Source organism: Myceligenerans xiligouense (assembly GCF_003814695.1).
GTDB lineage: Bacteria > Actinomycetota > Actinomycetes > Actinomycetales > Cellulomonadaceae > Myceligenerans > Myceligenerans xiligouense.
In genome coordinates, this window is sequence record NZ_RKQZ01000001.1 from 3,157,306 (window position 1) to 3,178,029 (window position 20,724).

Annotated in this window: 14 protein-coding genes; 4 read left to right on the top strand and 10 right to left on the bottom strand. The window is 72.8% G+C overall.

All coding sequences use genetic code 11. From position 1 onward, the window contains the following. Positions 1–62: 62 nt before the first annotated feature. The 4 genes from infB to EDD34_RS13760 all read right to left on the bottom strand — a co-directional run bounded on the left by infB (position 63) and on the right by EDD34_RS13760 (position 5,140). On the bottom strand, positions 63–2,930 hold the full coding sequence (gene infB / locus EDD34_RS13745) for a translation initiation factor IF-2 (protein WP_123815082.1): 2,868 nt from the start codon (positions 2,928–2,930) through the stop codon (positions 63–65). Positions 2,931–3,096: 166 nt separating this feature from the next. Further along, on the bottom strand, positions 3,097–3,291 hold the full coding sequence (locus EDD34_RS21220; RefSeq protein ID WP_246012414.1) for a YlxR family protein: 195 nt from the start codon (positions 3,289–3,291) through the stop codon (positions 3,097–3,099). 171 nt (positions 3,292–3,462) lie between these two features. Further along, positions 3,463–4,551 (bottom strand): transcription termination factor NusA, encoded by a 1,089-nt coding sequence (gene nusA / locus EDD34_RS13755; protein WP_123815084.1) that lies wholly within the window; start codon positions 4,549–4,551, stop codon positions 3,463–3,465. Position 4,552: 1 nt separating this feature from the next. Next, the gene (locus EDD34_RS13760; RefSeq protein WP_123815085.1) at positions 4,553–5,140 is read right to left on the bottom strand and encodes a ribosome maturation factor RimP; all 588 of its coding nucleotides are present in this window, start codon (positions 5,138–5,140) and stop codon (positions 4,553–4,555) included. A gap of 187 nt (positions 5,141–5,327) precedes the next feature. Here EDD34_RS13760 and EDD34_RS13765 point away from each other — a divergent pair, with 187 nt between their 5' ends. Beyond that, complete coding sequence (locus tag EDD34_RS13765; RefSeq protein ID WP_123815086.1) at positions 5,328–6,416, top strand: DUF4439 domain-containing protein; 1,089 nt, start codon at positions 5,328–5,330, stop codon at positions 6,414–6,416. 28 nt (positions 6,417–6,444) lie between these two features. On the opposite strand, the gene EDD34_RS13770 is transcribed toward EDD34_RS13765, so the two are convergent. Next, positions 6,445–8,268: a proline--tRNA ligase gene (locus EDD34_RS13770; protein WP_123815087.1), complete on the bottom strand. Its 1,824-nt coding sequence runs from the start codon at positions 8,266–8,268 to the stop codon at positions 6,445–6,447. Between the two features lie 129 nt (positions 8,269–8,397). Here EDD34_RS13770 and EDD34_RS13775 point away from each other — a divergent pair, with 129 nt between their 5' ends. Beyond that, on the top strand, positions 8,398–9,339 hold the full coding sequence (locus tag EDD34_RS13775) for an Fpg/Nei family DNA glycosylase (RefSeq protein ID WP_123815088.1): 942 nt from the start codon (positions 8,398–8,400) through the stop codon (positions 9,337–9,339). A 46-nt stretch (positions 9,340–9,385) separates the two neighbouring features. Here EDD34_RS13775 and EDD34_RS13780 read toward each other — a convergent pair whose 3' ends face one another. The 3 genes from EDD34_RS13780 to EDD34_RS13790 all read right to left on the bottom strand — a co-directional run bounded on the left by EDD34_RS13780 (position 9,386) and on the right by EDD34_RS13790 (position 12,849). Beyond that, a complete protein-coding gene (locus EDD34_RS13780) occupies positions 9,386–10,231 on the bottom strand; it encodes a GNAT family N-acetyltransferase (RefSeq protein WP_246012671.1) in 846 nt (281 codons plus the stop codon). Positions 10,232–10,334: 103 nt separating this feature from the next. Beyond that, positions 10,335–11,477, bottom strand: a complete 1,143-nt coding sequence (gene ispG / locus EDD34_RS13785) for a flavodoxin-dependent (E)-4-hydroxy-3-methylbut-2-enyl-diphosphate synthase (RefSeq protein WP_123815090.1) — start codon at positions 11,475–11,477, stop codon at positions 10,335–10,337. Positions 11,478–11,550: 73 nt separating this feature from the next. Then, complete coding sequence (locus tag EDD34_RS13790) at positions 11,551–12,849, bottom strand: M50 family metallopeptidase (RefSeq protein ID WP_246012416.1); 1,299 nt, start codon at positions 12,847–12,849, stop codon at positions 11,551–11,553. A gap of 182 nt (positions 12,850–13,031) precedes the next feature. Between EDD34_RS13790 and EDD34_RS13795 the strand changes: the two genes are divergently transcribed. Continuing rightward, on the top strand, positions 13,032–15,440 hold the full coding sequence (locus EDD34_RS13795; RefSeq protein ID WP_123815091.1) for a hypothetical protein: 2,409 nt from the start codon (positions 13,032–13,034) through the stop codon (positions 15,438–15,440). A gap of 56 nt (positions 15,441–15,496) precedes the next feature. Here the strand turns inward: EDD34_RS13795 and dxr are convergent, their stop codons facing one another. Further along, the gene (dxr, locus tag EDD34_RS13800; protein WP_123815092.1) at positions 15,497–16,657 is read right to left on the bottom strand and encodes a 1-deoxy-D-xylulose-5-phosphate reductoisomerase; all 1,161 of its coding nucleotides are present in this window, start codon (positions 16,655–16,657) and stop codon (positions 15,497–15,499) included. A gap of 37 nt (positions 16,658–16,694) precedes the next feature. Further along, positions 16,695–19,502, bottom strand: coding sequence for a tetratricopeptide repeat protein (locus EDD34_RS13805; RefSeq protein WP_123815093.1), 2,808 nt, complete (start codon positions 19,500–19,502; stop codon positions 16,695–16,697). 187 nt (positions 19,503–19,689) lie between these two features. Between EDD34_RS13805 and EDD34_RS13810 the strand changes: the two genes are divergently transcribed. Continuing rightward, positions 19,690–20,592, top strand: a complete 903-nt coding sequence (locus EDD34_RS13810) for a hypothetical protein (RefSeq protein ID WP_123815094.1) — start codon at positions 19,690–19,692, stop codon at positions 20,590–20,592. Positions 20,593–20,724 lie beyond the last annotated feature (132 nt).

The window sequence follows — 20,724 nt, forward strand, 5'->3', positions numbered from 1 at the left end:
CCGGGACGCCGGGCCAGCGGGGCCGGACATCGGCCCCGCTGACCCGGCATCGTGACGACGGGTCAGCTGCGCGGGATCTCGCGCATCTCCCACGTCTCGATGATGTCGCCCTCGGTGATGTTGTTGAACGTCCCGAGCCCGATACCGCACTCGAAGCCCTCGCGGACCTCCGTGGCGTCGTCCTTGAACCGCTTGAGCGACTCGACCGTGAGGTTGTCCCCCACGACCGTGCCGTCGCGCAGCACACGCGCCTTGGCGTTGCGGCGGATCTCGCCGGAGCGGACGATCGAACCCGCGATGTTGCCGAACTTCGAGGACCGGAAGATCTCGCGGATCTCCGCGGTGCCCAGCTGGACCTCCTGGTACTCCGGCTTGAGCATGCCCTTGAGGGCGGCCTCGATGTCGTCGATCGCCTGGTAGATGACCGAGTAGAACTTGACGTCGACGCCCTCGCGGTCCGCCAGCTCCTCGACGCGCTCGCCGTACTTGACGTTGAAGCCGAGGATCACCGCGCTGTCGACGGTGGCCAGGTTGACGTCGTTCTGCGTGATGGCACCCACACCACGGTGGATGACACGCAGCTCGACCTCGTCGCCCACGTCGATCTTGAGCAGCGCGTCCTCCAGTGCCTCGACGGCACCGGACACGTCGCCCTTGAGGATGAGGTTGAGGCTCTCGACCTTGCCCTTCTTGAGCTCGGCGTCGAAGTCCTCGAGGCTGATCCGCTTGCGGCGCTTGGCCAGCAGGGCGGCACGCTCGGCGGCCTGGCGCTTCTCGGCGATCTGCCGTGCGGTGCGGTCGTCCGGTGCCACGAGGAACGTGTCACCGGCGCTCGGCACCGACGTCAGGCCGGTCACCTGGACCGGGCGGGCCGGGGTGGCCTCCTGGACCGCGTCACCGTGCTCGTCGATCATGGCGCGCACGCGGCCGTAGGCCGTACCCGCCACGATCCCGTCGCCGACCCGCAGCGTGCCGGACTGCACCAGCACCGTGGCCACGGCACCGCGCCCGCGGTCGAGGTTCGCCTCGATCGCGACGCCGCGCGCGTCCTTGTTGGCGTTGGCCCGCAGGTCCAGCGACGCGTCGGCGGTCAGCAGGACGGCCTCGACGAGGTCGTCGATGCCGATGCCCGGCTTCGCCGCGACGTCGACGAACATCGTGTCGCCGCCGTACTCCTCGGCCACCAGGTTGTACTCGGTGAGCTGCTGGCGGACCTTGGCCGGGTTCGCGCCGTCGACGTCGATCTTGTTCACGGCCACCACGATCGGCACACCGGCGGCCTGCGCGTGGTTCACCGCCTCGACCGTCTGCGGCATCACGCCGTCGTCGGCCGCGACCACGAGGATCGCGATGTCCGTCACGTCCGCACCACGGGCACGCATGGCGGTGAACGCCTCGTGGCCCGGGGTGTCGATGAACGTGATGGCACGGTCGACGCCCTCGTGCTCGTGGCGGATCTGGTACGCACCGATGTGCTGCGTGATACCGCCGTGCTCACCCGCGACGACGTCCGACTTGCGGATGGCGTCGAGCAGCTTCGTCTTACCGTGGTCGACGTGACCCATGACGGTCACGACCGGCGGACGCGGCTGCTGGTCCTCCTCGGACTCGCCGGCCTCCTCGGCCTCCAGGTCGATGTCGAACGCACCGAGCAGCTCGCGGTCCTCCTCCTCGGCCGAGACCATCTCGATCACGTAGCCGAGCTCGACGCCCAGGGCACCGAACGTGTCCTCGTCGAGGGACTGCGTGGCCGTGGCCATCTCGCCGAGGTGGAGCAGCACGGTCACGAGCGCCGCGGGGTTCGCGTCGATCTTGTCGGCGAAGTCGTTCAGGGACGAGCCCTGACGCAACCGCACGACGGTCTTGCCGTTGCCACGGGGCACACTGACGCCACCGAGCGACGGCGCCTGCATCGCCTCGAACTCCTGGCGCTTCTGGCGCTTGGACTTCCGCCCTCGGACCGGACGACCGCCGGCGCGCCCGAAAGCACCCTGCGTCGCCCCGCGACCGCCGCCACCACGACCGCGGAAGCCGCCACCAGGACGACCGCCGCCACCCGGCGCGCCACCCGGACCACCGGGGCCGCCACGACCACCGGGGCCGCCACGACCGCCGCCGGGACCCGGACGCTGCCCGGGACGCGGCATCGACGTCTTGCCCGGCATCATGCCCGGGTTCGGACGCGGGCCCCCACCCGGGCGCGGCGCCGCCGGACGCGGACCGCCACTACCCCCGGGACGGGGTGCGCCGGCACCCGGACGAGGACCGCCGGGACGCGGGCCGCCGGAGCGCTCCGCCTTGTCGCCACCGCGGCGCTCGCCGGGACGCGGCATGCCCTGGCTGGACGCGAACGGGTTGTTGCCCGGACGCGGACCGCCGCCACCACCGCCACCGCCGGAACGACCGCCGCCACGACGGTCACCCGGACGGGGCATGCCCTGGCTGGACGCGAACGGGTTGTTGCCCGGACGCGGGCCACGCCCGCCGGGCTTCGGAGCCGCAGGGCCGGGCTTCGGAGCCGCGGGACCGGGCTTCGGAGCCGGGGCGCCGGGCGCCGGTGCCGACTTCGCGGCGGGTGCCTCGCTCACCGGCGGTGCTTCCGCCGCCTGAGGGGCGGGTGCGGGCGCCTCGGCCGGCGCCTCGGGCGCGGGCTTGGGAGCCGGCTTGGCTCCCGGCTTCGGGGCTGACTGCGCTCCCGGCTTCGGGGCCGGCTTGGCCCCGGGCTTCGGGGCCGGCTTCGCACCCGACCTGCCGGACGCCTTCGCGGCGCCGGCGTCGGTGAACTTGTCGCGCATACGCCGCGCGACGGGGGCTTCGAGCGTCGATGACGCCGAACGAACATACTCGCCTGCCGACTTCAGCTCGGCGAGCAGGGTCTTGCTTTCCACTCCGAGCTCCTTGGCGAGCTCGTAGACGCGGACCTTTGCCACAACTCTCCTGACTCGGTCCGTCCCGAGGCAGGGGCGAACCGCACTAGTACGAGGTACTCATCGCTGGGGACTCATCGGGTGCCCATCGGCTTCTGACCCGCTTTCCTGTCGACGATTCGCTGGTGCGGCCGGACGTTTCCGCGCCCGGTCGTGACTTTCCCGGCCCTCACGGCCCGAGATGCTCCCGGAGCTCCGCCAGATCGACGGGGCCACCCGCGCGCAGCGCACGCGGTATCGCCCGACGACGTTCGGCGAGCTCCAGGCATTCTGCTCCCGGATGGATCCAGGCGCCTCGCCCCGGCAGGCAGGCCCGGACGTCGACGACGATCCGGGGCTGCGCCGCTGCGGGATCCAGAACCACACGCAAGAGAGCAGACCGCTGGTCGCGCCCCCGACATCCGACGCACGTCCGCACCGGACCTGTCGGTGCGGAACGTGATGTCGTTACCGAGGCGGCCACTGGGGCAGAAGAAGACGGAGGACGGGCTCGCGGCCCAGACTCGGTCAGTCTACCTTGCCTGTTCAACTGCTGTTACCGGTTCCGCGACACGTGAGCGGTGCCACCACCACCCGCCGGCGCACCACCCTGACCACCGTTCTCGTCCGGATCGACCGGATCGGCCGCCTCGTCGGACCGGATGTCGATGCGCCAGCCCGTGAGCTTCGCGGCCAGGCGGGCGTTCTGCCCCTCCTTGCCGATGGCGAGGGAAAGCTGGTAGTCGGGCACGACGGCGCGCACCGCGCGGGCCACCTCGTCCACCACCGTCACCGACGACGTGCGGGCCGGCGACAGCGCGTTGGCGACGAAGCGCGTCGGGTCCTCGCTCCAGTCGACGATGTCGATCTTCTCGCCGTGCAGTTCGGCCATGACCGCCCTGACGCGCGCGCCCATCGGGCCGATGCACGCGCCCTTGGCGTTCAGGCCCTGCACATGGGAGACGACGGCGACCTTGGTGCGGTGACCCGCCTCGCGGGCCACGGACATGATCTCCACGGACCCGTCGGCGATCTCCGGTACCTCCAGCTCGAACAGCTTGCGCACGAGGCCGGGGTGCGTGCGGCTCAACGTCACCTGGGCGCCCTTCATCCCCCGGCTGACCTCGACGACGTACGCGCGCAGACGCTCGCCGTGCGCGTACTCCTCGCCGGGCACCTGCTCGTGCGGCGGCAGCACGGCCTCCGTGTCCCCGACGTCCACGAGCACCATGCGCGGGTCCCGCCCCTGCTGGATGATGCCGGCGACGACCTCGCCCTCCTTGTCGCGGAAGGTGCCGAGCACCTGGTCGTCCTCGGCGTCGCGCAGGCGCTGCACGATCACCTGGCGCGCGGTCGCCGTGGCGATCCGGCCGAAGTCACGCGGCGTGTCGTCGAACTCCGGGCCGAGCTCGAACGGGGCAGGCCCTGCCGGGTCGTCCGGGTCCGTGTACGCCTCGATCTCCTCACGGGCCCAGATCGTGACGTGCCCGCTGCTGCGGTCGACCTCCGCACGGGCGTGCCGGTAGGCGTCCGGCGTACGGTGGTACGCGGAGAGCAGGGCCTGCTCGATCGCCGAGACGAGCACGTCCAGGCTGAAGTCCTTCTCGCGCTCCAGCATGCGCAGCGCGGCCATGTCGATATCCATCTCAGCCCTCCTTGCGACCCGGCGCCCCGCGGCGGCGGGTCTCCCGGGTCACGGCGTCGTCGTCAGCACCAGAACTCTCGCTCACCGTGGCGGTGTCGGCATCCTCGGCCGGCCGCTGCAGCTCGACCTCGACCTTTCCCTTGCGCACGTCCGACAGCGCGATCCGGCGCGAGTCGTCGAGCACGAGGACGGTGTCGTCGCCGTCGCCGGTCACGTCCGTGAGCCTGCCCGTCACCGCGTCGCCGCCGTCGGCGGGCGTCAGCGTGACCAGCCGGGTGCGGGCGCGCCGGAAGTGGCGCGCGGTCGTCAGCGCCCGGGACGTCCCGGGCGTGGAGATCTCCAGGGTGTACGCGCCGGGGACGACGTCGCCGGCGTCGAGCGCGGCGGACAGTCCGCGCGAGACCTCACCCAGCGTGTCCGAGTCCAGGCTGCCGACCCGCGTCTCGGGCAGGTCGAGCGTGATCCGGACGACCGAACTGCTCCCCGCACGCGTGACCCGCACGTCCTCGAGATACAGATCGGCGGCGTCGACCACCGGTCCGACGATCCGGCGGACGTCCTCCTCCTGCCGGCTCGCAGGGTGCGCCATCGTGTTCCTCCCGTCGGTTCCCCGTCAAAGGGGGGTACCGCTCGAGCCAGGACCCGACCGGTGTGCTGTTGTCTACTGCGCTCAGCCTACGACGCGCCGCACGCCGGGCGCAGGCGCAACGACGTGACGTCCGACGCAACCTGGACATGCGCGAGCTCCTCGGGGAGACGTGGCATCATCAGGCACGATGAACCCGATCCCGGACGCGCCGTCCCGTCGCACCGCACGATCACGCGGTCGCCTGGCGACCGTGCTCGCCTGCGCGCTGTTGCTGAGCGGGTGCGGAGTCCGCTTCGACGCTCCCCCGCCGACCGAGCCGGTGCCGGATCCGGTCGAGATCGTGCGCCGCACCGCCGTCGACGACGCGCTCCACGTGGCCGAGCAGGCCGAGGCGGTCGCGGCCCTGCGGAAGACGAGACCCAAGGTCGCCGAGACCCTCGCGGACATCGCCGGGATCTCGCGGGAGCACGCCGCCCAGCTCGGGGGCGAGTACGAGTCCGGGCTGGAGTCCGACCCGCCGAGCCCGACGCCGACCGACCTCCCCGGGGCCCCGCCGCAAGCCGCCGCGGTGCTCACCACCCTGACGGACGCGGCCGCCCGCAGCGCCACCGCCGCGGACGTGTGCGAGGACGGCCCGCTGGCGCGGCTGCTCGCGTCGATCTCGGCGGCACAGACCCTGGCGGTGCGAGATCTCGCCCAGGTGACCGGCCGGAAGCAGCCGGCGTACACCGCACCGGTCATCCCGGGCACGGCGGGCGAGTCACCGGAGACGCCGGGCGCGGACGACGCCGAGACCGGCGAGTCGGACACGGAGACGGCGGCGCTCACACCGTCCGCCCGCCCGACGACGGTGCCCGCCGGTCTCGCGGAGGAGGACCTCCTGGCCGTCATCGTGGCGGAGGACTCCAGCGCGTACGCGTTCGAGGTCCGAGCCGCCCAGGCCGACGACGAGAGCGTCCGCGAACGGCTCGCCGACCGCGCCCGGACGCACCGCCGGCGCGCCGAGACCTGGGCGCGCGTGGCCGGGGTCGACGGGACCGGGTCGGACCCCCGCCGGGCCGCCTACGAACTCCCCGGCCAGGATGTGACCAGCAAGGACGTGGTGCTGGCGGCCGAGGGCAGGATCGCCGCGGGCTACGCGAGCCTGGTCGGCCGGGCGGAGACCGAAACGCGGGCGGTGGCGGTCGCCTTGCTCACCGACTCCGCGATCACGCAGCGCTCGTGGGGCGCCCCCACGATCCCCTTCCCCGGCCTGCCGGAGCGGGCGACCTCCTGACCGGAGGCCCCCGCGTCCGGCCGGTTCGTCAGTTCTCCAGGAGCTCCTCGACGCGGCGGACCGTCTCGGTGACCGCGTCGTCCACCGGGACCTGCTCCGCCTCGCCGGCGCGCGGACGCACCTCCACCACGCCGTCCTTCAGCCCGCGGCCCACCACGACCAGCAACGGCGCACCCAGCAGCTCGGCGTCGGCGAACTTCACGCCCGGGGAGACCTTGGGCCGGTCGTCGTACAGCACCTCGACGCCCGCGGCCACCAGCCCGTCGGCGAGGCGTTCGGCGGCCTCGAAGACCTCGGCGCCCTTGCCCGTGGCGACCAGGTGCACCTGCACCGGCGCGATCCGCGCGGGCCAGGCCAGGCCCCTGTCGTCGTGGTTCGCCTCGGCGAGCGCGGCCAGCGCGCGGGTCACACCGACACCGTACGAGCCCATCGTGACGACCGCCTGCTTGCCGTTCTCGTCGAGCACGGTCAGGCCGAGCGAGTCCGCGTACTTGCGGCCGAGCTGGAAGATGTGCCCCATCTCGATGCCGCGCGCGAGCTCGAGCGGGCCGGAGCCGTCGGGCGCGGGGTCGCCGGCACGCACCTCGGCCGCCTCGATCGTCCCGTCCGCGGTGAAGTCGCGGCCGGCCACCAGGTCGAACACGTGGCGGCCGGGCTCGTTCGCGCCGGTGATCCAGCGGGTGCCGGGCACGACGCGCGGGTCGAGCAGGTAGCGTACAGCGGACCGCTTCTCGCCGTCGTCCCCCTCGACCTGGGCGCCCTGCGGGCCCAGGACCTGCGGCCCGATGTAACCCTTGACCAGCTCGGGGTGGGCCTTGAAGTCCTCCTCCGTGGCCGGCTCGGCCTCGGACGGCGCGACCGCGGCCTCCAGGCGCTTGAGGTCGACCTCACGGTCGCCCGGCAGCCCGACGACGAGCAGCTCGCGCTTCCCGTCCGGGCGGCGCAAGGCCAGCACGACGTTCTTCAGGGTGTCGGCGGCGGTCCACGGCCGGTCCGGGCGCGCGTGCCGCTCGTTCGCGCAGGCGACGAGCGTCTCGATGGTCGGCGTGTCGGGAGTGTCCTCGACGTGCGCGGCGGGCGCGTCGTCGTACGGGACGGCCTCGGGAACCGGGGTGACCACCGCCTCCACGTTGGCGGCGTAACCGCCGGAGGAACGCACGAACGTGTCCTCGCCGATCGGCGACGGGCTGAGGAACTCCTCCGACCTCGAACCGCCCATCGCGCCGGACATCGCCGAGACGATGACGTACTCGAGGCCGAGCCGCGTGAAGATGCGCTCGTAGGCATCGCGGTGCTTCTGGTAGGCGGCCTCCAGACCCTCGTCGTGCACGTCGAAGGAGTACGAGTCCTTCATGACGAACTCGCGACCGCGGATCAGCCCGGCGCGGGGCCGCGCCTCGTCGCGGTACTTGGTCTGGATCTGGTAGATGACCAGGGGCAGGTCCTTGTACGACGCGTACAGGTCCTTGACCAGGAGGGTGAACATCTCCTCGTGCGTGGGCGCGAGCAGGTAGTCCGCCTGCTTGCGGTCCTTGAGCCGGAACAGGCCGTCGCCGTACTCGGTCCAGCGTCCCGTGGCCTCGTACGGCTCCTTCGGCAGCAGTGCCGGGAAGTGCACCTCCTGGCCGCCGATCGCGTTCATCTCCTCGCGCACGATCGTCTCGATCTTGCCCAGCACCCGGAGACCCAGCGGGAGCCAGGAGTAGATCCCCGGTGCGGCTCGACGGATGTAGCCGGCACGGACCAGCAGCTTGTGGCTGGCGACCTCGGCGTCGGCCGGGTCCTCGCGCAGCGTGCGGACGAAGAGGGACGACATGCGAAGCAGATCGCCCGAGCGGAGTGCGGATGACATGGGGGCAACTCTACTGGCGGGCGGGCACGGCGGGCGGCGCTGCCTGTGGCCGGGACGCGGCGCCGCCCGAGGCCGGGAGCGAGCACGTCAACACTGGCGGGCGGCGCCACGACCGGCGAGGATGGGCTCATGCCGGAACTCCCCGAGGTCGAGGCACTCGTCCGGTTCCTCGGCGAGCGCACCGTCGGCCGCACCGTGTCAGGGATCGAGGTCGGCAGCATCGCCGCGCTCAAGACGGTCGACCCGCCGGTGACGGCGCTCGTGGGTGGCGTCGTCCGGCGCTGGGGACGACACGGCAAATGGCTGGACCTGGAGGTGCCCGACGGCGGGCCTTCCGGTGACGGGGAGTCCCGTGGGTCGTCCGGGGGCGCCGTGCACCTCGTGTTCCACCTGGCCCGCGGCGGGTGGGTGCGCTGGTCGGACAAGCTGCCGGCCACGCCGGTCAAGCCGCGGCTCGGCGGTGCGGGCAAGGGCGCGATCATCGCGCTGCGCGTCCGGTTCGACGACGGTTCCGGGTTCGATCTCACCGAGGCAGGCACCCGCAAGCGGCTCGCCGTGCACGTGGTGCGCCGGCCCGCGGACGTGAAGATGGTGGCGTCGCTGGGCGTCGACCCCCTGGACCCGGCGTTCACCGCCGACGCCCTGGCGAAGCTGCTGGCCTCCAGGAACCAGCAGGTCAAGGGCCTGCTGCGGGAGCAGTCGGCGATCGCGGGGATCGGGAACGCCTACTCGGACGAGATCCTGCACGCCGCACGGTTCAGCCCGTTCAAGCTGACGCGGTCCTTCACCGAGGAGGAGACCGGCCGGCTGCATGCCGCGACCGGGCAGGTCCTCGCCGAGGCGATCCGGGCGGCGTCGGGCAAGCCCGCCAAGGAGCTCAAGGACGCGAAGCGGGCGGGGATGCGCGTGCACGGGCGCACGGGCGCGCCGTGCCCCGGCTGGGACGGGACCCCGTGCGGCGACACGGTGCACGAGGTGAGCTTCGCGGACCGCTCGCTCCAGTACTGCCCCACCTGTCAGACGAACGGACAGATCCTGGCCGACCGGCGCCTGTCGCGGCTGCTGAAGTAGTGGGCGGGCAGGAACCGCCGCGGGGCCGGGAGCGTGGGGCGGACCGTCAGAACAGGACCGTGGCGAACGTGCCCACCTGCTCGAAGCCGACGCGGCGGTACGTCGCGAGCGCGCGCTCGTTGTAGTTGTTCACGTACAGGGAGACGACCGGCGCGATGGTCTCCCGGACCACGCCCACGACCGCCGACATCCCGGCCACGGACCAGCCCCTCCCCCGGAACAGCGGGTCCACCCACACGCCCTGGATCTGCGCCACGGTTCCCGCGACGGCGCCGACCTCCGCCTTGAACGCGACGGTCTCGCGGCCGCGCGGCGTGGTCTCGGTCCGGATGAACGACCGGCCGTCGGCGATCAGGGACCGCACACGCTGGACGTACGGGCCGCCTCCGCCGGCGACCGGGGAGTAGCCGACCTCCTCGGTGAACATCCGCACGCACGCGGGCAGGACCATGTCGAGCTCGGCGAGGGTGGAACGCCGCAGCGCGGGGTCGGGTGCGACGTCGGAACCCCGGGTGATCGCCATCGACGGCTGGTCGACGCGGATCTCGCGCGGCGCGGGCCAGTAGCGCTCCAGGCCGTCCCAGAGACCGAGCGCGGCCTCGCGCTCGCCGACGATCGAGCTGGAGCGACGGCCCTGCGCACGTGCCAGCGTGGCGAACGCCGCCGTCGCGGCCGCCTGCCGGGCCTCGTCGAGCGTGTCCGGGACCACGGGCACCAGGTTCGCCCCGGCCCAGCAGACGGCTTCCAGCGGGCCCGTGGCCGGGAATCCCCAGACCTGGCCGCCCGCGGCGGTGAAGCTGGACCGGGTGGCGATCTCCAGCCGCGATGCCGCGAGCACCGACGCCACCGGCTGGGTGTAGCAGACGTCGAGCGCCGCGGGCAGGTCAGGCATGCCGAGCACGCGGGCCTCGTCCGGCGCACCGGACGAGGGCGCACGCCGCACGCCACCGCGAGGGTGGAGCGGGGTGCGCGAGGCGGCCATGAGCTCGGGGGACCTAGCCGACCGACACCACGGGAGCACCCGCCTGGGCGTCGTTCTCGGGAGCGGGCATGGTCTCGGCGATCCGCATCGCCTCGTCGATCAGGGTCTCCACGATCATCGACTCGGGCACCGTCTTGACGACCTCGCCCTTCACGAAGATCTGCCCCTTGCCGTTGCCGGACGCCACGCCGAGGTCGGCCTCGCGGGCCTCGCCCGGTCCGTTGACGACGCAGCCCATGACGGCGACGCGGAGCGGGACCTCCATGCCCTCGAGACCGGCGGTGACCTTCTCGGCGAGCGTGTAGACGTCGACCTGGGCGCGGCCGCAGGACGGGCAGGAGACGATCTCGAGCTTGCGGGGCCGCAGGTTGAGCGACTGGAGGATCTGGTTGCCGACCTTGACCTCCTCGACCGGCGGGGCGGAGAGGGAGACGCGGATGGTGTCGCCGATGCCCCGGCTGAGCAGCGCGCCGAAGGCGGTGGCGGACTTGATGGTGCCCTGGAAGGCGGGCCCGGCCTCGGTGACACCGAGGTGCAGGGGCCAGTCGCCGCGTTCGGAGAGCAGTTCGTACGCGCGCACCATGACGACGGGGTCGTTGTGCTTGACGGAGATCTTGAAGTCGTGGAAGTCGTGCTCCTCGAAGAGGCTCGCCTCCCAGACCGCGGATTCCACGAGGGCCTCGGCCGTGGGCTTGCCGTACTTCTCCAGGAGGCGCTTGTCGAGCGAGCCCGCGTTGACGCCGATCCGGAGCGAGACGCCGGCGTCCTTGGCGGCGGCGGCGATCTCCTTGACCTGGTCGTCGAACCTGCGGATGTTGCCCGGGTTCACGCGCACGGCGGCGCAGCCGGCGTCGATCGCCGCGTACACGTACTTGGGCTGGAAGTGGATGTCGGCGATCACGGGGATCTGCGACTTGGCCGCGATGGCCGGCAGCGCGTCGGCGTCGTCGGCGGTCGGGACCGCCACGCGCACGATGTCGCAGCCCGACGCCGTCAGCTCGGCGATCTGCTGCAGGGTCGCGTTGATGTCGGTGGTGGGGGTGGTCGTCATGGACTGCACGCTGACGGGCGCGTCACCACCGACCTCGACCTTGCCGACCCGGATCTTGCGGGTCTTCTTGCGCGGGGCGAGGACAGGCGGGGGTGCTGCTGGCATACCAAGACTGATTGCGGTCACAGTGTCCAGTATCCACGTTCCGGACGGCGCAGTCGCAACCCGGTGGCGGGGATCACGTGATCCGCACGGGATCCACCAGGTCCGCGATGATCAGCATGCCTCCGAGTCCGAGCAGCGCGAGGAAGACCACATAGGTGACCGGGGTGAGGCGCGCGACATCGGCCGGCCCCGGCCTGGGCAGGCCGCGCACCTTGTGCAGCGCCCGCTTGGCGGCCTCGTAGAGCGCGTTGACCACGTGGCCGCCGTCGAGCGGGAGCAGCGGGATGAGGTTGAACACGAACAGGGCGATGTTCAGACTGCCGAGGATCCCGACCGCCCAGGCGACCTTGTCGGTCATGTCGTCGAGGACGGCGAAGCCGTCGCCGAGGATGACGCCGACGCCCACGACGCTCTGGACGGAGTCGACGGACCGTTCCTCGTCCGTGAAGGCCTGGCGTGCCGTGTCGGCGATCCGCACCGGCAGGGTCGCCACCATCTTCATGGTCTCCCACGTGCCGTCGCCGACCAGCGGCAGCACCTCGGACCACTGGCCGCGCACGCGCTCCTGCAGCGGGCTGAAGCCGATGAACCCCGCCGACTCGAGCACGGGTTCGCCCGCGCCGTCCTCGTCCACCTGCTTCTCGACGACGGTGGGCGTGACGGTCAGTTCCATCTCGGCGCCGTCGCGCTGCACGACGACGGGCACCGTGCGCGTACCGGTGTCGGCGATGAGACCGGACAGCTGCGCCCAGTCCGTCACCGTGGTGCCGTCGTACCGGGTGATGACGTCGCCCGGTTCGAGACCGGCCCGCGCGGCCGGGACAGGGGTTTCGGTGCACTCCGGGTCGTCGGCGGTGTCCACCGTCACGGTGGCCGGGACGCACTCGGACACCTGGCCGACGGTGGTGGTGACCTGCATCTGCCCGAACCCGACGATCAGGATCCCGATCATCACCGTCGCGATCACCAGGTTCATCACCGGCCCGCCCAGCATCACCACGATCTTCTGCCATGCGGGCAGGTTGTAGAACGCGCGGTGCTCCTCGCCGGGCCGGACCTCCTCGTTGGACTGTTCCCGGGCCTCGGCGACGAGCCGGCCGAACATGCCCTGACCGGTCTCCTTGCCCTCGGGGGCGGGCGGCATCATGCCGACCAGGCGTACGTATCCGCCCAGCGGGATCGCCTTGACGCCGTACTCCGTCTCGCCCTTGACCCGCGACCAGAGCGTGGGGCCGAAGCCCACCATGTACTGGCTGACGCGCACGCCGAACTTCTTGGCGGGCAGCATGTGCCCGATCTCGTGCAACGCGATCGACAGCATGATTCCGACCAGCAGGACGAGGAAGCCGGCCACCCAGGGGAGAACGCTCACGCGGCGAGCCTACGACACCTGCCTGACCACCAGGTGGGAATCCGGCGGACGGCACGCGCCCGAGGTGCCCGCCGACGACGTCGGTCGTCGGCGGCACGACGGGCGGCACGACGGCGAGACACCCGAACCCGCTATTTGCCTTTCGTTGACCACAATATGGTGACGTGAATAACCTGCCACTCATGGCACACCTCACGGAAAGGACGGATCTGGACGACCATCGCGCGCACCTGCCCGCGGACCTCGACCAGATCGCCGAAGTGGTGTTCGACACCGAAGCCCGCGTGAGCGCCGACCACGCCTCCCCCCTGGCGAACCGTCTGCGCGGCATGGGATTCGACATCCCGCGGATCTGGGCGGCACCCCGGTGGAACATGGGGGCCACCCGCGCGTCCCGCCGCCGGCACACCGACCCGGACGACCCGCGTATCCAGAGGGCCGCCGAACTGCTCGAACAGGTGGTGGAGACGCCGTGCGGCCCGGCGCTCCTCGGCCTGTACCTCTGGTCGATCGCCGAGGACGCCTCCCAGCAGTCCGCCCGGCACGGGCGCGTCGCGGCCGCGCTCACCGGACTGCGCCGGGCCTGGATCACGAACCGCGAGCGGGTCCCGTGCCGCCACTGCCGCAGCGAGGCGGACGCCGTGGTGGCGCTCGGTGACGCCTTTCGTGCCCGGCTCGACGTCGCGGCGGCCCGCAACTCGGGCAACGTGGAACGGCTGGTCGTCATGCTGGACCGCGCGGTCCAGTCGTCCGCCCGGCTCGAGGAGACGGCACGGCGGATCACCGACGAGACCTCCTGCCTGCGCGGCCATCTCGTGCACCAGGCCCGGATCCGCCTGGGCTACTTCACGGCGATCGGAGAGGCCGCCATCGCGACGCGGGCCACGCTCGGCGGTGACCCGTCGGGTCTCACCGACGCCATCGCGCAGCTGCGGGATCTCGAGAAGGCCCCCGGCCTCAACTACATCCTCGCCAGCGAACTGCGCGCACACCGGGCACATCTCGAGGCGCTGGCCGCCGGGGTGGGCTCCGACTGGCTCACCGTCGACCGCTGCCGCACCGTCTACGTCTTCCCCTTCGGCCTGCCGCAGGTCGACGGCGCCGAGGCCACCGAGCGGATCCGCGGCCTCGTCGGCAGCTCCCTCCCCGACCTGCTCGGGACCCGCGCCGTCTCGGTCCGCACCGCGCTCAAGCTCGACGACGTCTGGGACACCGAGGACCCGTTCGGCGCGTTCGACGGCGCCACCCTGAACCTGCCCGACGTCAGTGTCACCCAGCCCGACGGGACCCCCGTGGCCCACCTGTCGTGCGAGGTGCGGTTCGGCGACCTGGGGAACCACTACGTGCGGTTCCGGCAGACCGCCAAGCACCTGGGTCCCCAGGACGTCCGCGACGCCCGCTACCTGGTCTCCAGCCTGCACGACGATCTGCGGATGCACTGGGACATCCCGCAGCCGGACGGCACGGTCGCCAACGCGTCGATCGTCGACTCGTCCGGCTACCACCCGGTCCATCTCTTCCATCTCGCCTACCGCCTGCAGGAGGCGATCGCCGCGCACTTCGCCGGCCGCCCCGAGGGCTGGCGCACGCCGGCGAAGCCCGACAACCCCGGCCCAGCCCTCAGCAAGAACCTCGCCCGGGGCCGCTCGCACGTCCTGACGTTCGTCGTCGAGGCGAGCGCCGGACGTGGACCCGCGTGCCCGCCGGAGGACCGGCGGCCGGTCACGAGCGCCGACGAGCTGCTCGCCACGTACGGCCACCAGCCACTGCTCCAGCCGGTGCCGTACAACACGACGTCGCTGGCCGACTGGACGCTCGCGCAGCGCCAGCCCGTGCTCCTGGAGGGCGTGCGCAACTCCGGCGACCTCGTCGCGGTGACACCGAACGCGACGACCATCGCCATGTTCGACACGGCGCACTTCAAGATCGTGCAGTACGGCTCGCTGGTGGAGTTCGTGGCCAGTATCAGCGGCATGCTCGCGGCGTGGAACACGCGCCTCGCGCAGTACTTCGACGAGGTGGAGGACATGCTCGGCCGGCCCGGGACCGCGGACACCGAGGAGACCGACCTGGCCGCCCGCACCGCCTACCTCAGCCGGCAGCAGCTCCAGCTGCACCGCTTCGCGGGCCGGGCCCGGCGTGCGATGTCGGTCGTGAGCTCACCGACGCTGCTGGCGTCGGCGACCGAGTACCAGCAGATGGCCGAGCTGCTGCGGGCGTTCGACCTGACCCGCCAGTCGCGCGAGCTCGACCGCCGGCTCCGTGAGCTGCTCGCCGAGCCCATCGCCGCCCGCCTGGCGACGGTCCGCCGGCAGCACGAGGAGCTCGAGGCCGAGGAGCAGCGCCGTATGTTGGAGGGCCTCACCGTCGCCGTGTCCACGTTCGCCGTGCTCACGGTGTTCCACACGATCCTGGCGATCGCCGTGGAGGCGAACGACTGGAGCGGCTGGGTGCCGGTCACGCTCGCGATCATCTCGAGCGTGGTCGCGTTCGTCCTGGCGGTCCTCCTGTTCGTGGTGTGGGTGCGGCGCCTGCGCCTGCGGCACCGTCGCCCGTCGCTGCTGCTCCCCGGGTTCCGCGTCGGGCGGTGAGGTGCCACGGGCCGCCGTCGGCCGCGGACGCCTGGTGGCGAGCCGGCCGCGGCGACTCAGCCGACGACGACGGCGCGGGCGCGCTCCCGCGCCCAGGCGTCGGCCGCCAGCACGCCGGAGACCGACGACGCGTCACCCGGCCGGCTCGCGTGCGCGTCGACCACGGCCGCCACGGTGTCCACGATGTCGGTGAAGCCAAGAGCGCCGTCGTGGAACGCGTCCACGCACACCTCGTTCGCCGCGTTGTAGACCGCCGGGAACGTGCCCGCGGCCTCGCCCACCTGGCGGGCGAGCCGCACGGCGGGGAACGCGTCGTCGTCCAGGGGCGCGAACTCCCAGCTCGCGGCCTGGGTCCAGTCGATCGCGACGTCGACGTCGTGCAGCCGATCCGGCCACGACAGGCCGAGCGCGATCGGGACGAGCATCCGCGGCGGGCCGGCCTGCGCGATCGTGGACCCGTCGACGAACTCGACCATCGAATGGATCATCTGCTGCGGGTGCACGACGACGTCCACGCGGGAGAACGGGACGTCGAAGAGCAGGTGCGCCTCGATGACCTCCAGCCCCTTGTTGACGAGGGTGGCGGAGTTGGTCGTGATGACCCGGCCCATGGAGAAGTTGGGGTGCCGGAGCGCCTGGGCCGGCGTGACGTCACGCAGCTCGGCACGGGACATGCCGCGGAACGGCCCGCCCGAGGCGGTCACCACGAGGCGGCGCACCTCCGCCGCGGCCCCGCACCGCAGGGACTGGGCGATCGCCGAGTGTTCGGAGTCGACCGGGACGATCTGGTCCGGGCGCCGTACGGCCGCCCGCACCAGCGGGCCGCCGACCACGAGCGACTCCTTGTTCGCGAGCGCCAGCGTGGACCCGGCCTCCAGGGCAGCCAGCGTGGGCCGCAGGCCCACCGACCCCGTGATGCCGTTGAGGACGACGTCGCTGCCCCGGCCCGCGAGGTCCGTGGCGGCGTCCGGTCCGGCCAGCGTCTCGACGTCGGCGGCTCCCGCGGCGGCGAGCGCCTCGCGCAGGTCGCCCGCGCGCGCGGCGTCGGCCACGGCGACGGCCCGCACGCCGAGCTCGGCGGCCTGCTTCGCCAGGCCGGCGACGTCGCCGCCGGCGCTCAGCGCGTCGACGCGGAAGCGATCGGGGTGCCGGCGGACGACGTCGATCGCCTGTGTGCCGATGGAGCCGGTGGAACCGAGGATGGTGACGCTGCGCACCGGCCCATCCTCCCAGACCGTGGCGGGCGTCCCGGCCCTAGCGGGGCCTGGCCGGGGACGACGTCGCGCTCTGCGGGCCGCACGCCTCGGACAGGACCGCCAGGGACAGGTCCAGGTCGTCCCGGTAGCGGGTGCCGTGCAGCGCGACCAGCTCGTGCCGGATCGCCACCGCCTCGGTGGCGTGCTCCACGGCCTCGTCGGTCACGCCGAGGGTCACCAGGAGCGATGCGCAGGTGGAGCAGGCACGGGCGAGTTCCGGGCGGAACCGCGCCGGGTACCGGTCCGCCAGGTCGCGCAGCAGGCCGATGGACTCGCGCAGCAGCGCCGCGGCCTCGGCGGCGCGGCCGAGGTCCGCGTACGTCGCCCCCAGGTTGGTGCACGCGGACGCGAGGTCGGCCTGGTGCCGCTCGGGGTCCTCGGCCGAGAGCCGGCGCAGGATCTCGACGGCCTCCAGCGTCGGTTCCACGGCCTGTTCGGGTTCTCCGAGGTCGGAGTACCGCACGCCGAGGTTCGACAGCGAGCGCGCCAGGTACTGCTCGTGGCGTTCGGGCGCCTCGGCCGCCAGGTCGCGGCGAATCGCCAGGGCCTCCTGCTCCAGCGGGAGCGCCTCGGTGAACCTGCCCAGCCGTGAGCAGGTCACGCCGAGGTTGGACAGGGAGGACGCGAGCATGTGCGCGTAGGCGCGGGGGTTCTGGCGGGCGAGCCTGCGCCGGGTGGCGAGAGCCTCGGTCTCGAGCGTGTAGGCGTGCTGGGTACGGCCCAGGCCCGACAGATGGGCGCCGAGCTGGGCGAGCGAGAGGGCGAGCTCCCAGTCGTACCGTTCGGGTTCGGCCGCGGCGAGGTGCCTGCGCATCTCCAGCGCCTCGGTCTCGGCCGTGACGGCCTCGTCGAGCCGGCCGAGCTCGGCGAGCGCGTAGCTGCGCAGCGACAGGGCGAAAGCCAGCTGCGGCTCGAAGTCGACCGCGTGGCGGCGCGCGAGCCGGCGCCACAGGTCGAGCCCTTCGGTCAGGGCCTCCAGCGCCTCGGTCGGCCGTCCGTGGTCGACGGCCGCGCCGCTGCCGATCAGCGCCCAGGCGAGCTGTGCCTCGTACTGGGCGGGGTCGCGTCGCACGAGCCGGCGGAGCACCGCCACCTCCTCCAGGCCGGCCGCGTCGGACTCCGCGTACCGGCCGAGGGACGTGAACGTCGCGGAGATGGCCCGCAGGACGAGTGCGAGCTCGGGTTCGCTCCACTCCGCCTCGCGGGGCGGGGAGGCGCGCAGGATGCCGAGGGCCTCGGTGAGCACGACGAGCGCGTCCGGGTATCGCCCGAGGCTGTTGCGGACGGTCCCGAGTCCGCACAGTGCCCGGGCGAGGCACCGTCCGTAGCGTGCCGGGTCCTCGGCGGCCACGACCCGCCACGCGGCCACCGCCTCCGAGGACGGCTGGAGCGCCTCCTGGTGGCGTCCGAGGGCCCAGAGGGCGCGCGTCCGGTGGATGAGGGCGTCGGCCCACGACGCGGGCGTTCCGTCCAGTTCCAGGATTCTCGCGGAGAGGGTCGCCGTCAGGCCGCCGGAATGCGCGGGATGCTGCGGGAGCAGGCCCAGCAGTCCGCCGAGCGCGACGGGGTCGGGCGGCAGCTCGCCGGCGACGCGCAGCAATACGGCGTCGAGCGGCGGCCGCTCGGAGATGGGTGGCGGGTCGATCTGCGCGCGGCACAGGGTCGCGGCGACCCGGTGCGCCACGGGTGCGGGCAGCCCGCGGGTCCAGTCGTCCGCGAGCCACGGGGTGGCCGCGAGGCGCCGCACCACGTGCTGCTCGACGATCCGGTGCGGGACGGCGGAGCTCAGGTCGCCCGCCCCGCCGGCCAGGCCGCGCAGCCACGCCACGCCCGCGTCGGTGGCCAGCACCGGCGCGGTGCGGCGCAGGGCCTCTCGCGCGCCGTCGTCCGATCCGGTGCCGAGCAGCATCCCGGCCGCGACGGCGTCCTCGACGTCGTCGGCGGGCAGGCCGGCGTGCGCGGCCTCGGCGGCCCACCGGTCCCGCTCCAGGTCCAGCAGCATGCCGACCGCCCGCGCGGGATCCACCACGACCGGCGCCTCCCCGGCGGACGACGCGGCGGGCCCGCCGTCGGCGGCGGCGACGAGCGCGGCGGCGTGGAGGTCGAGAGGGCACGCGCGGTCCGCGGACCGCCGCACGATCAGTGCCGGGGCGGAGGTGCGCAGGCGGCGCGCGAACGCCTGCGCCGCCTGCGTGACGAGCACCTGCTCGTCCTGGTCGCGCGGCGGAACGAGGTGGGTGGCGGAGGTGCGTACGTCGTCGTCGGCCCACAGGGCGCTCGCCCAGCGCAGCCGGCGCCACCACTCCCGTCCGGTCCGGGAGAGCAACAGCACGCGCAGCTTGCCGGTCGCGGCCGGGCGCAGGCGCGCGAGAAGCGTCGGGAGGTCGGTGCGCGAGTCGGCGTCGTCGACGATCACGAGGGTCCTGCGGGTCGCCGGAGCGCCGCCCGACAGGACGGCGCGCACGGCGGCGTCGTCGTCGGCCGGCCGGATCCACGCACAGCGCCACCCGGATCTCTCGAGGCGCCGGGACGCCTCGACCGCGAGGCGCGTCTTGCCGACGCCCCCGAGCCCAGTGGTGAGGCGGACCTGGACGGGGTGCGGCTCGCGGCACCAGGCCAGCAGCTCGGCCAGGTCGGCGTCGTGACCGGAGTACGGCACGACACGACGTGCCGGGTCCAGGAGAGCGACCGGGCCGCCGTCGGACGGACGGTCCCGGAACGGACCGGCGTTCGCGATGCGCCGCCACGCCGTGCGCGTCCGTCCGAGCACCTGGGGGCCTCGCCGGCCATCGATGTCCACGCTCATGGGGCCCAGTGAACTCCCGCCGTCCGGTGGGCTCCAGTCCTGCTCGTGATGCGATGCGCGCCGGGCTTGCCCGCATTTCGCTTCTTGCCTGCTATATCAGCATTGAAGCGGCGAAGCACCTCAAAAGATACCTTCAATCGGCAACTCTCACGTTGCAGTTGAACTTGAGGGCCCTTAGCGTCACGTCATGAGCGTTCCAACGGACCAGAAACCGAGCAGGTCGGCATTCTCGGTGATGAGCAGCGCGCTCATCACCGCCACCTTCGCCACCGCCCTCGCGGTCGCCGGCACCGCGGCCCCACCGGCGACCGCCGCCCCGGCGGATGCCGTGCGCGCGACCGCCGGCCACGCGAACACCGCCCGAGTCAGCACCCACACCGACGGATCCGGGGCTCCGACCTACCGCGTCTACGCGACCCGCGAGGGGCTCGTGGGCCACACCACCGCGAACGGCCACCGCATCAGGAAGAACGACCACTTCGTCGCGCTGCCGTCACGGCTCGGCCTCTCCGCGAAGGGTGAAGGAGCCCGCTCCGTGCGCGTCTGCGCTCCGGCGACGTCGCGCTGCGAGTACGCGCCCGTGTGGGACGTGGGGCCGTGGAACATCGAGGACAACTACTGGAACTCCGCGCCCCACCGCGAGCGCTTCGCCGACCTGCCGCGCGGCGTTCCCGAGGCACAGGCCGCGTACTACGACGACTACAACGGCGGCAAGGACGGCTTCGGGCGTGTGGTGCGCAACCCCGCGGGGATCGACCTCGCCGACGGGATGTTCTGGGACGGCCTCGGGCTGACGGACAACTCCTGGGTCGACGTCACCTTCCTGTGGCTGGGGGACGGCCCCACCGGCACGATCCGCACGGGCACGAGATGGCCCCTCAACGTCCGCTCCGGGCCGGGCACCAGCTACGCGAGGTCGGGCCTGGCCGCCGCCGGAACCCGGGTCACCATCCAGTGCACGGTGTGGGGCGAGTGGGTCGACGGCCATCTGGGGAGCACTCCCCTGTGGAACAAGATCGGCCCGGGGCACTTCGTCTCGGACGCCTACACCCGGACCGGCACGGGCCGGCCCGTCGCGCCTGCCTGCTGACCGGCGGCCGCGTGCACGGCGTGCGCGAGCTGGACCATACGGCCTGTAACGGGCCCGTAGTGGCAGCGAGTGACCCCATGGGGGATCATGAGAAGGGTCTCGAAGCGGTAACGAAATGATCCCGTCGCCGGA

Bases quoted from the DNA above. Each gene is read 5' to 3' on its own strand.
- EDD34_RS13775 (WP_123815088.1), top strand. From the start codon at position 8,398: ATGCCGGAACTCCCCGAGGTCGAGGCACTCGTCCGGTTCCTCGGCGAG.
- EDD34_RS13780 (WP_246012671.1), bottom strand. From the start codon at position 10,231: ATGCCTGACCTGCCCGCGGCGCTCGACGTCTGCTACACCCAGCCGGTG.
- EDD34_RS13770 (WP_123815087.1), bottom strand. From the start codon at position 8,268: ATGTCATCCGCACTCCGCTCGGGCGATCTGCTTCGCATGTCGTCCCTC.
- nusA (WP_123815084.1), bottom strand. From the start codon at position 4,551: ATGGATATCGACATGGCCGCGCTGCGCATGCTGGAGCGCGAGAAGGAC.
- EDD34_RS13795 (WP_123815091.1), top strand. From the start codon at position 13,032: ATGGCACACCTCACGGAAAGGACGGATCTGGACGACCATCGCGCGCAC.
- EDD34_RS13765 (WP_123815086.1), top strand. From the start codon at position 5,328: ATGAACCCGATCCCGGACGCGCCGTCCCGTCGCACCGCACGATCACGC.
- EDD34_RS13760 (WP_123815085.1), bottom strand. From the start codon at position 5,140: ATGGCGCACCCTGCGAGCCGGCAGGAGGAGGACGTCCGCCGGATCGTC.
- EDD34_RS13810 (WP_123815094.1), top strand. From the start codon at position 19,690: ATGAGCGTTCCAACGGACCAGAAACCGAGCAGGTCGGCATTCTCGGTG.
- ispG (WP_123815090.1), bottom strand. From the start codon at position 11,477: ATGCCAGCAGCACCCCCGCCTGTCCTCGCCCCGCGCAAGAAGACCCGC.
- EDD34_RS13805 (WP_123815093.1), bottom strand. From the start codon at position 19,502: ATGAGCGTGGACATCGATGGCCGGCGAGGCCCCCAGGTGCTCGGACGG.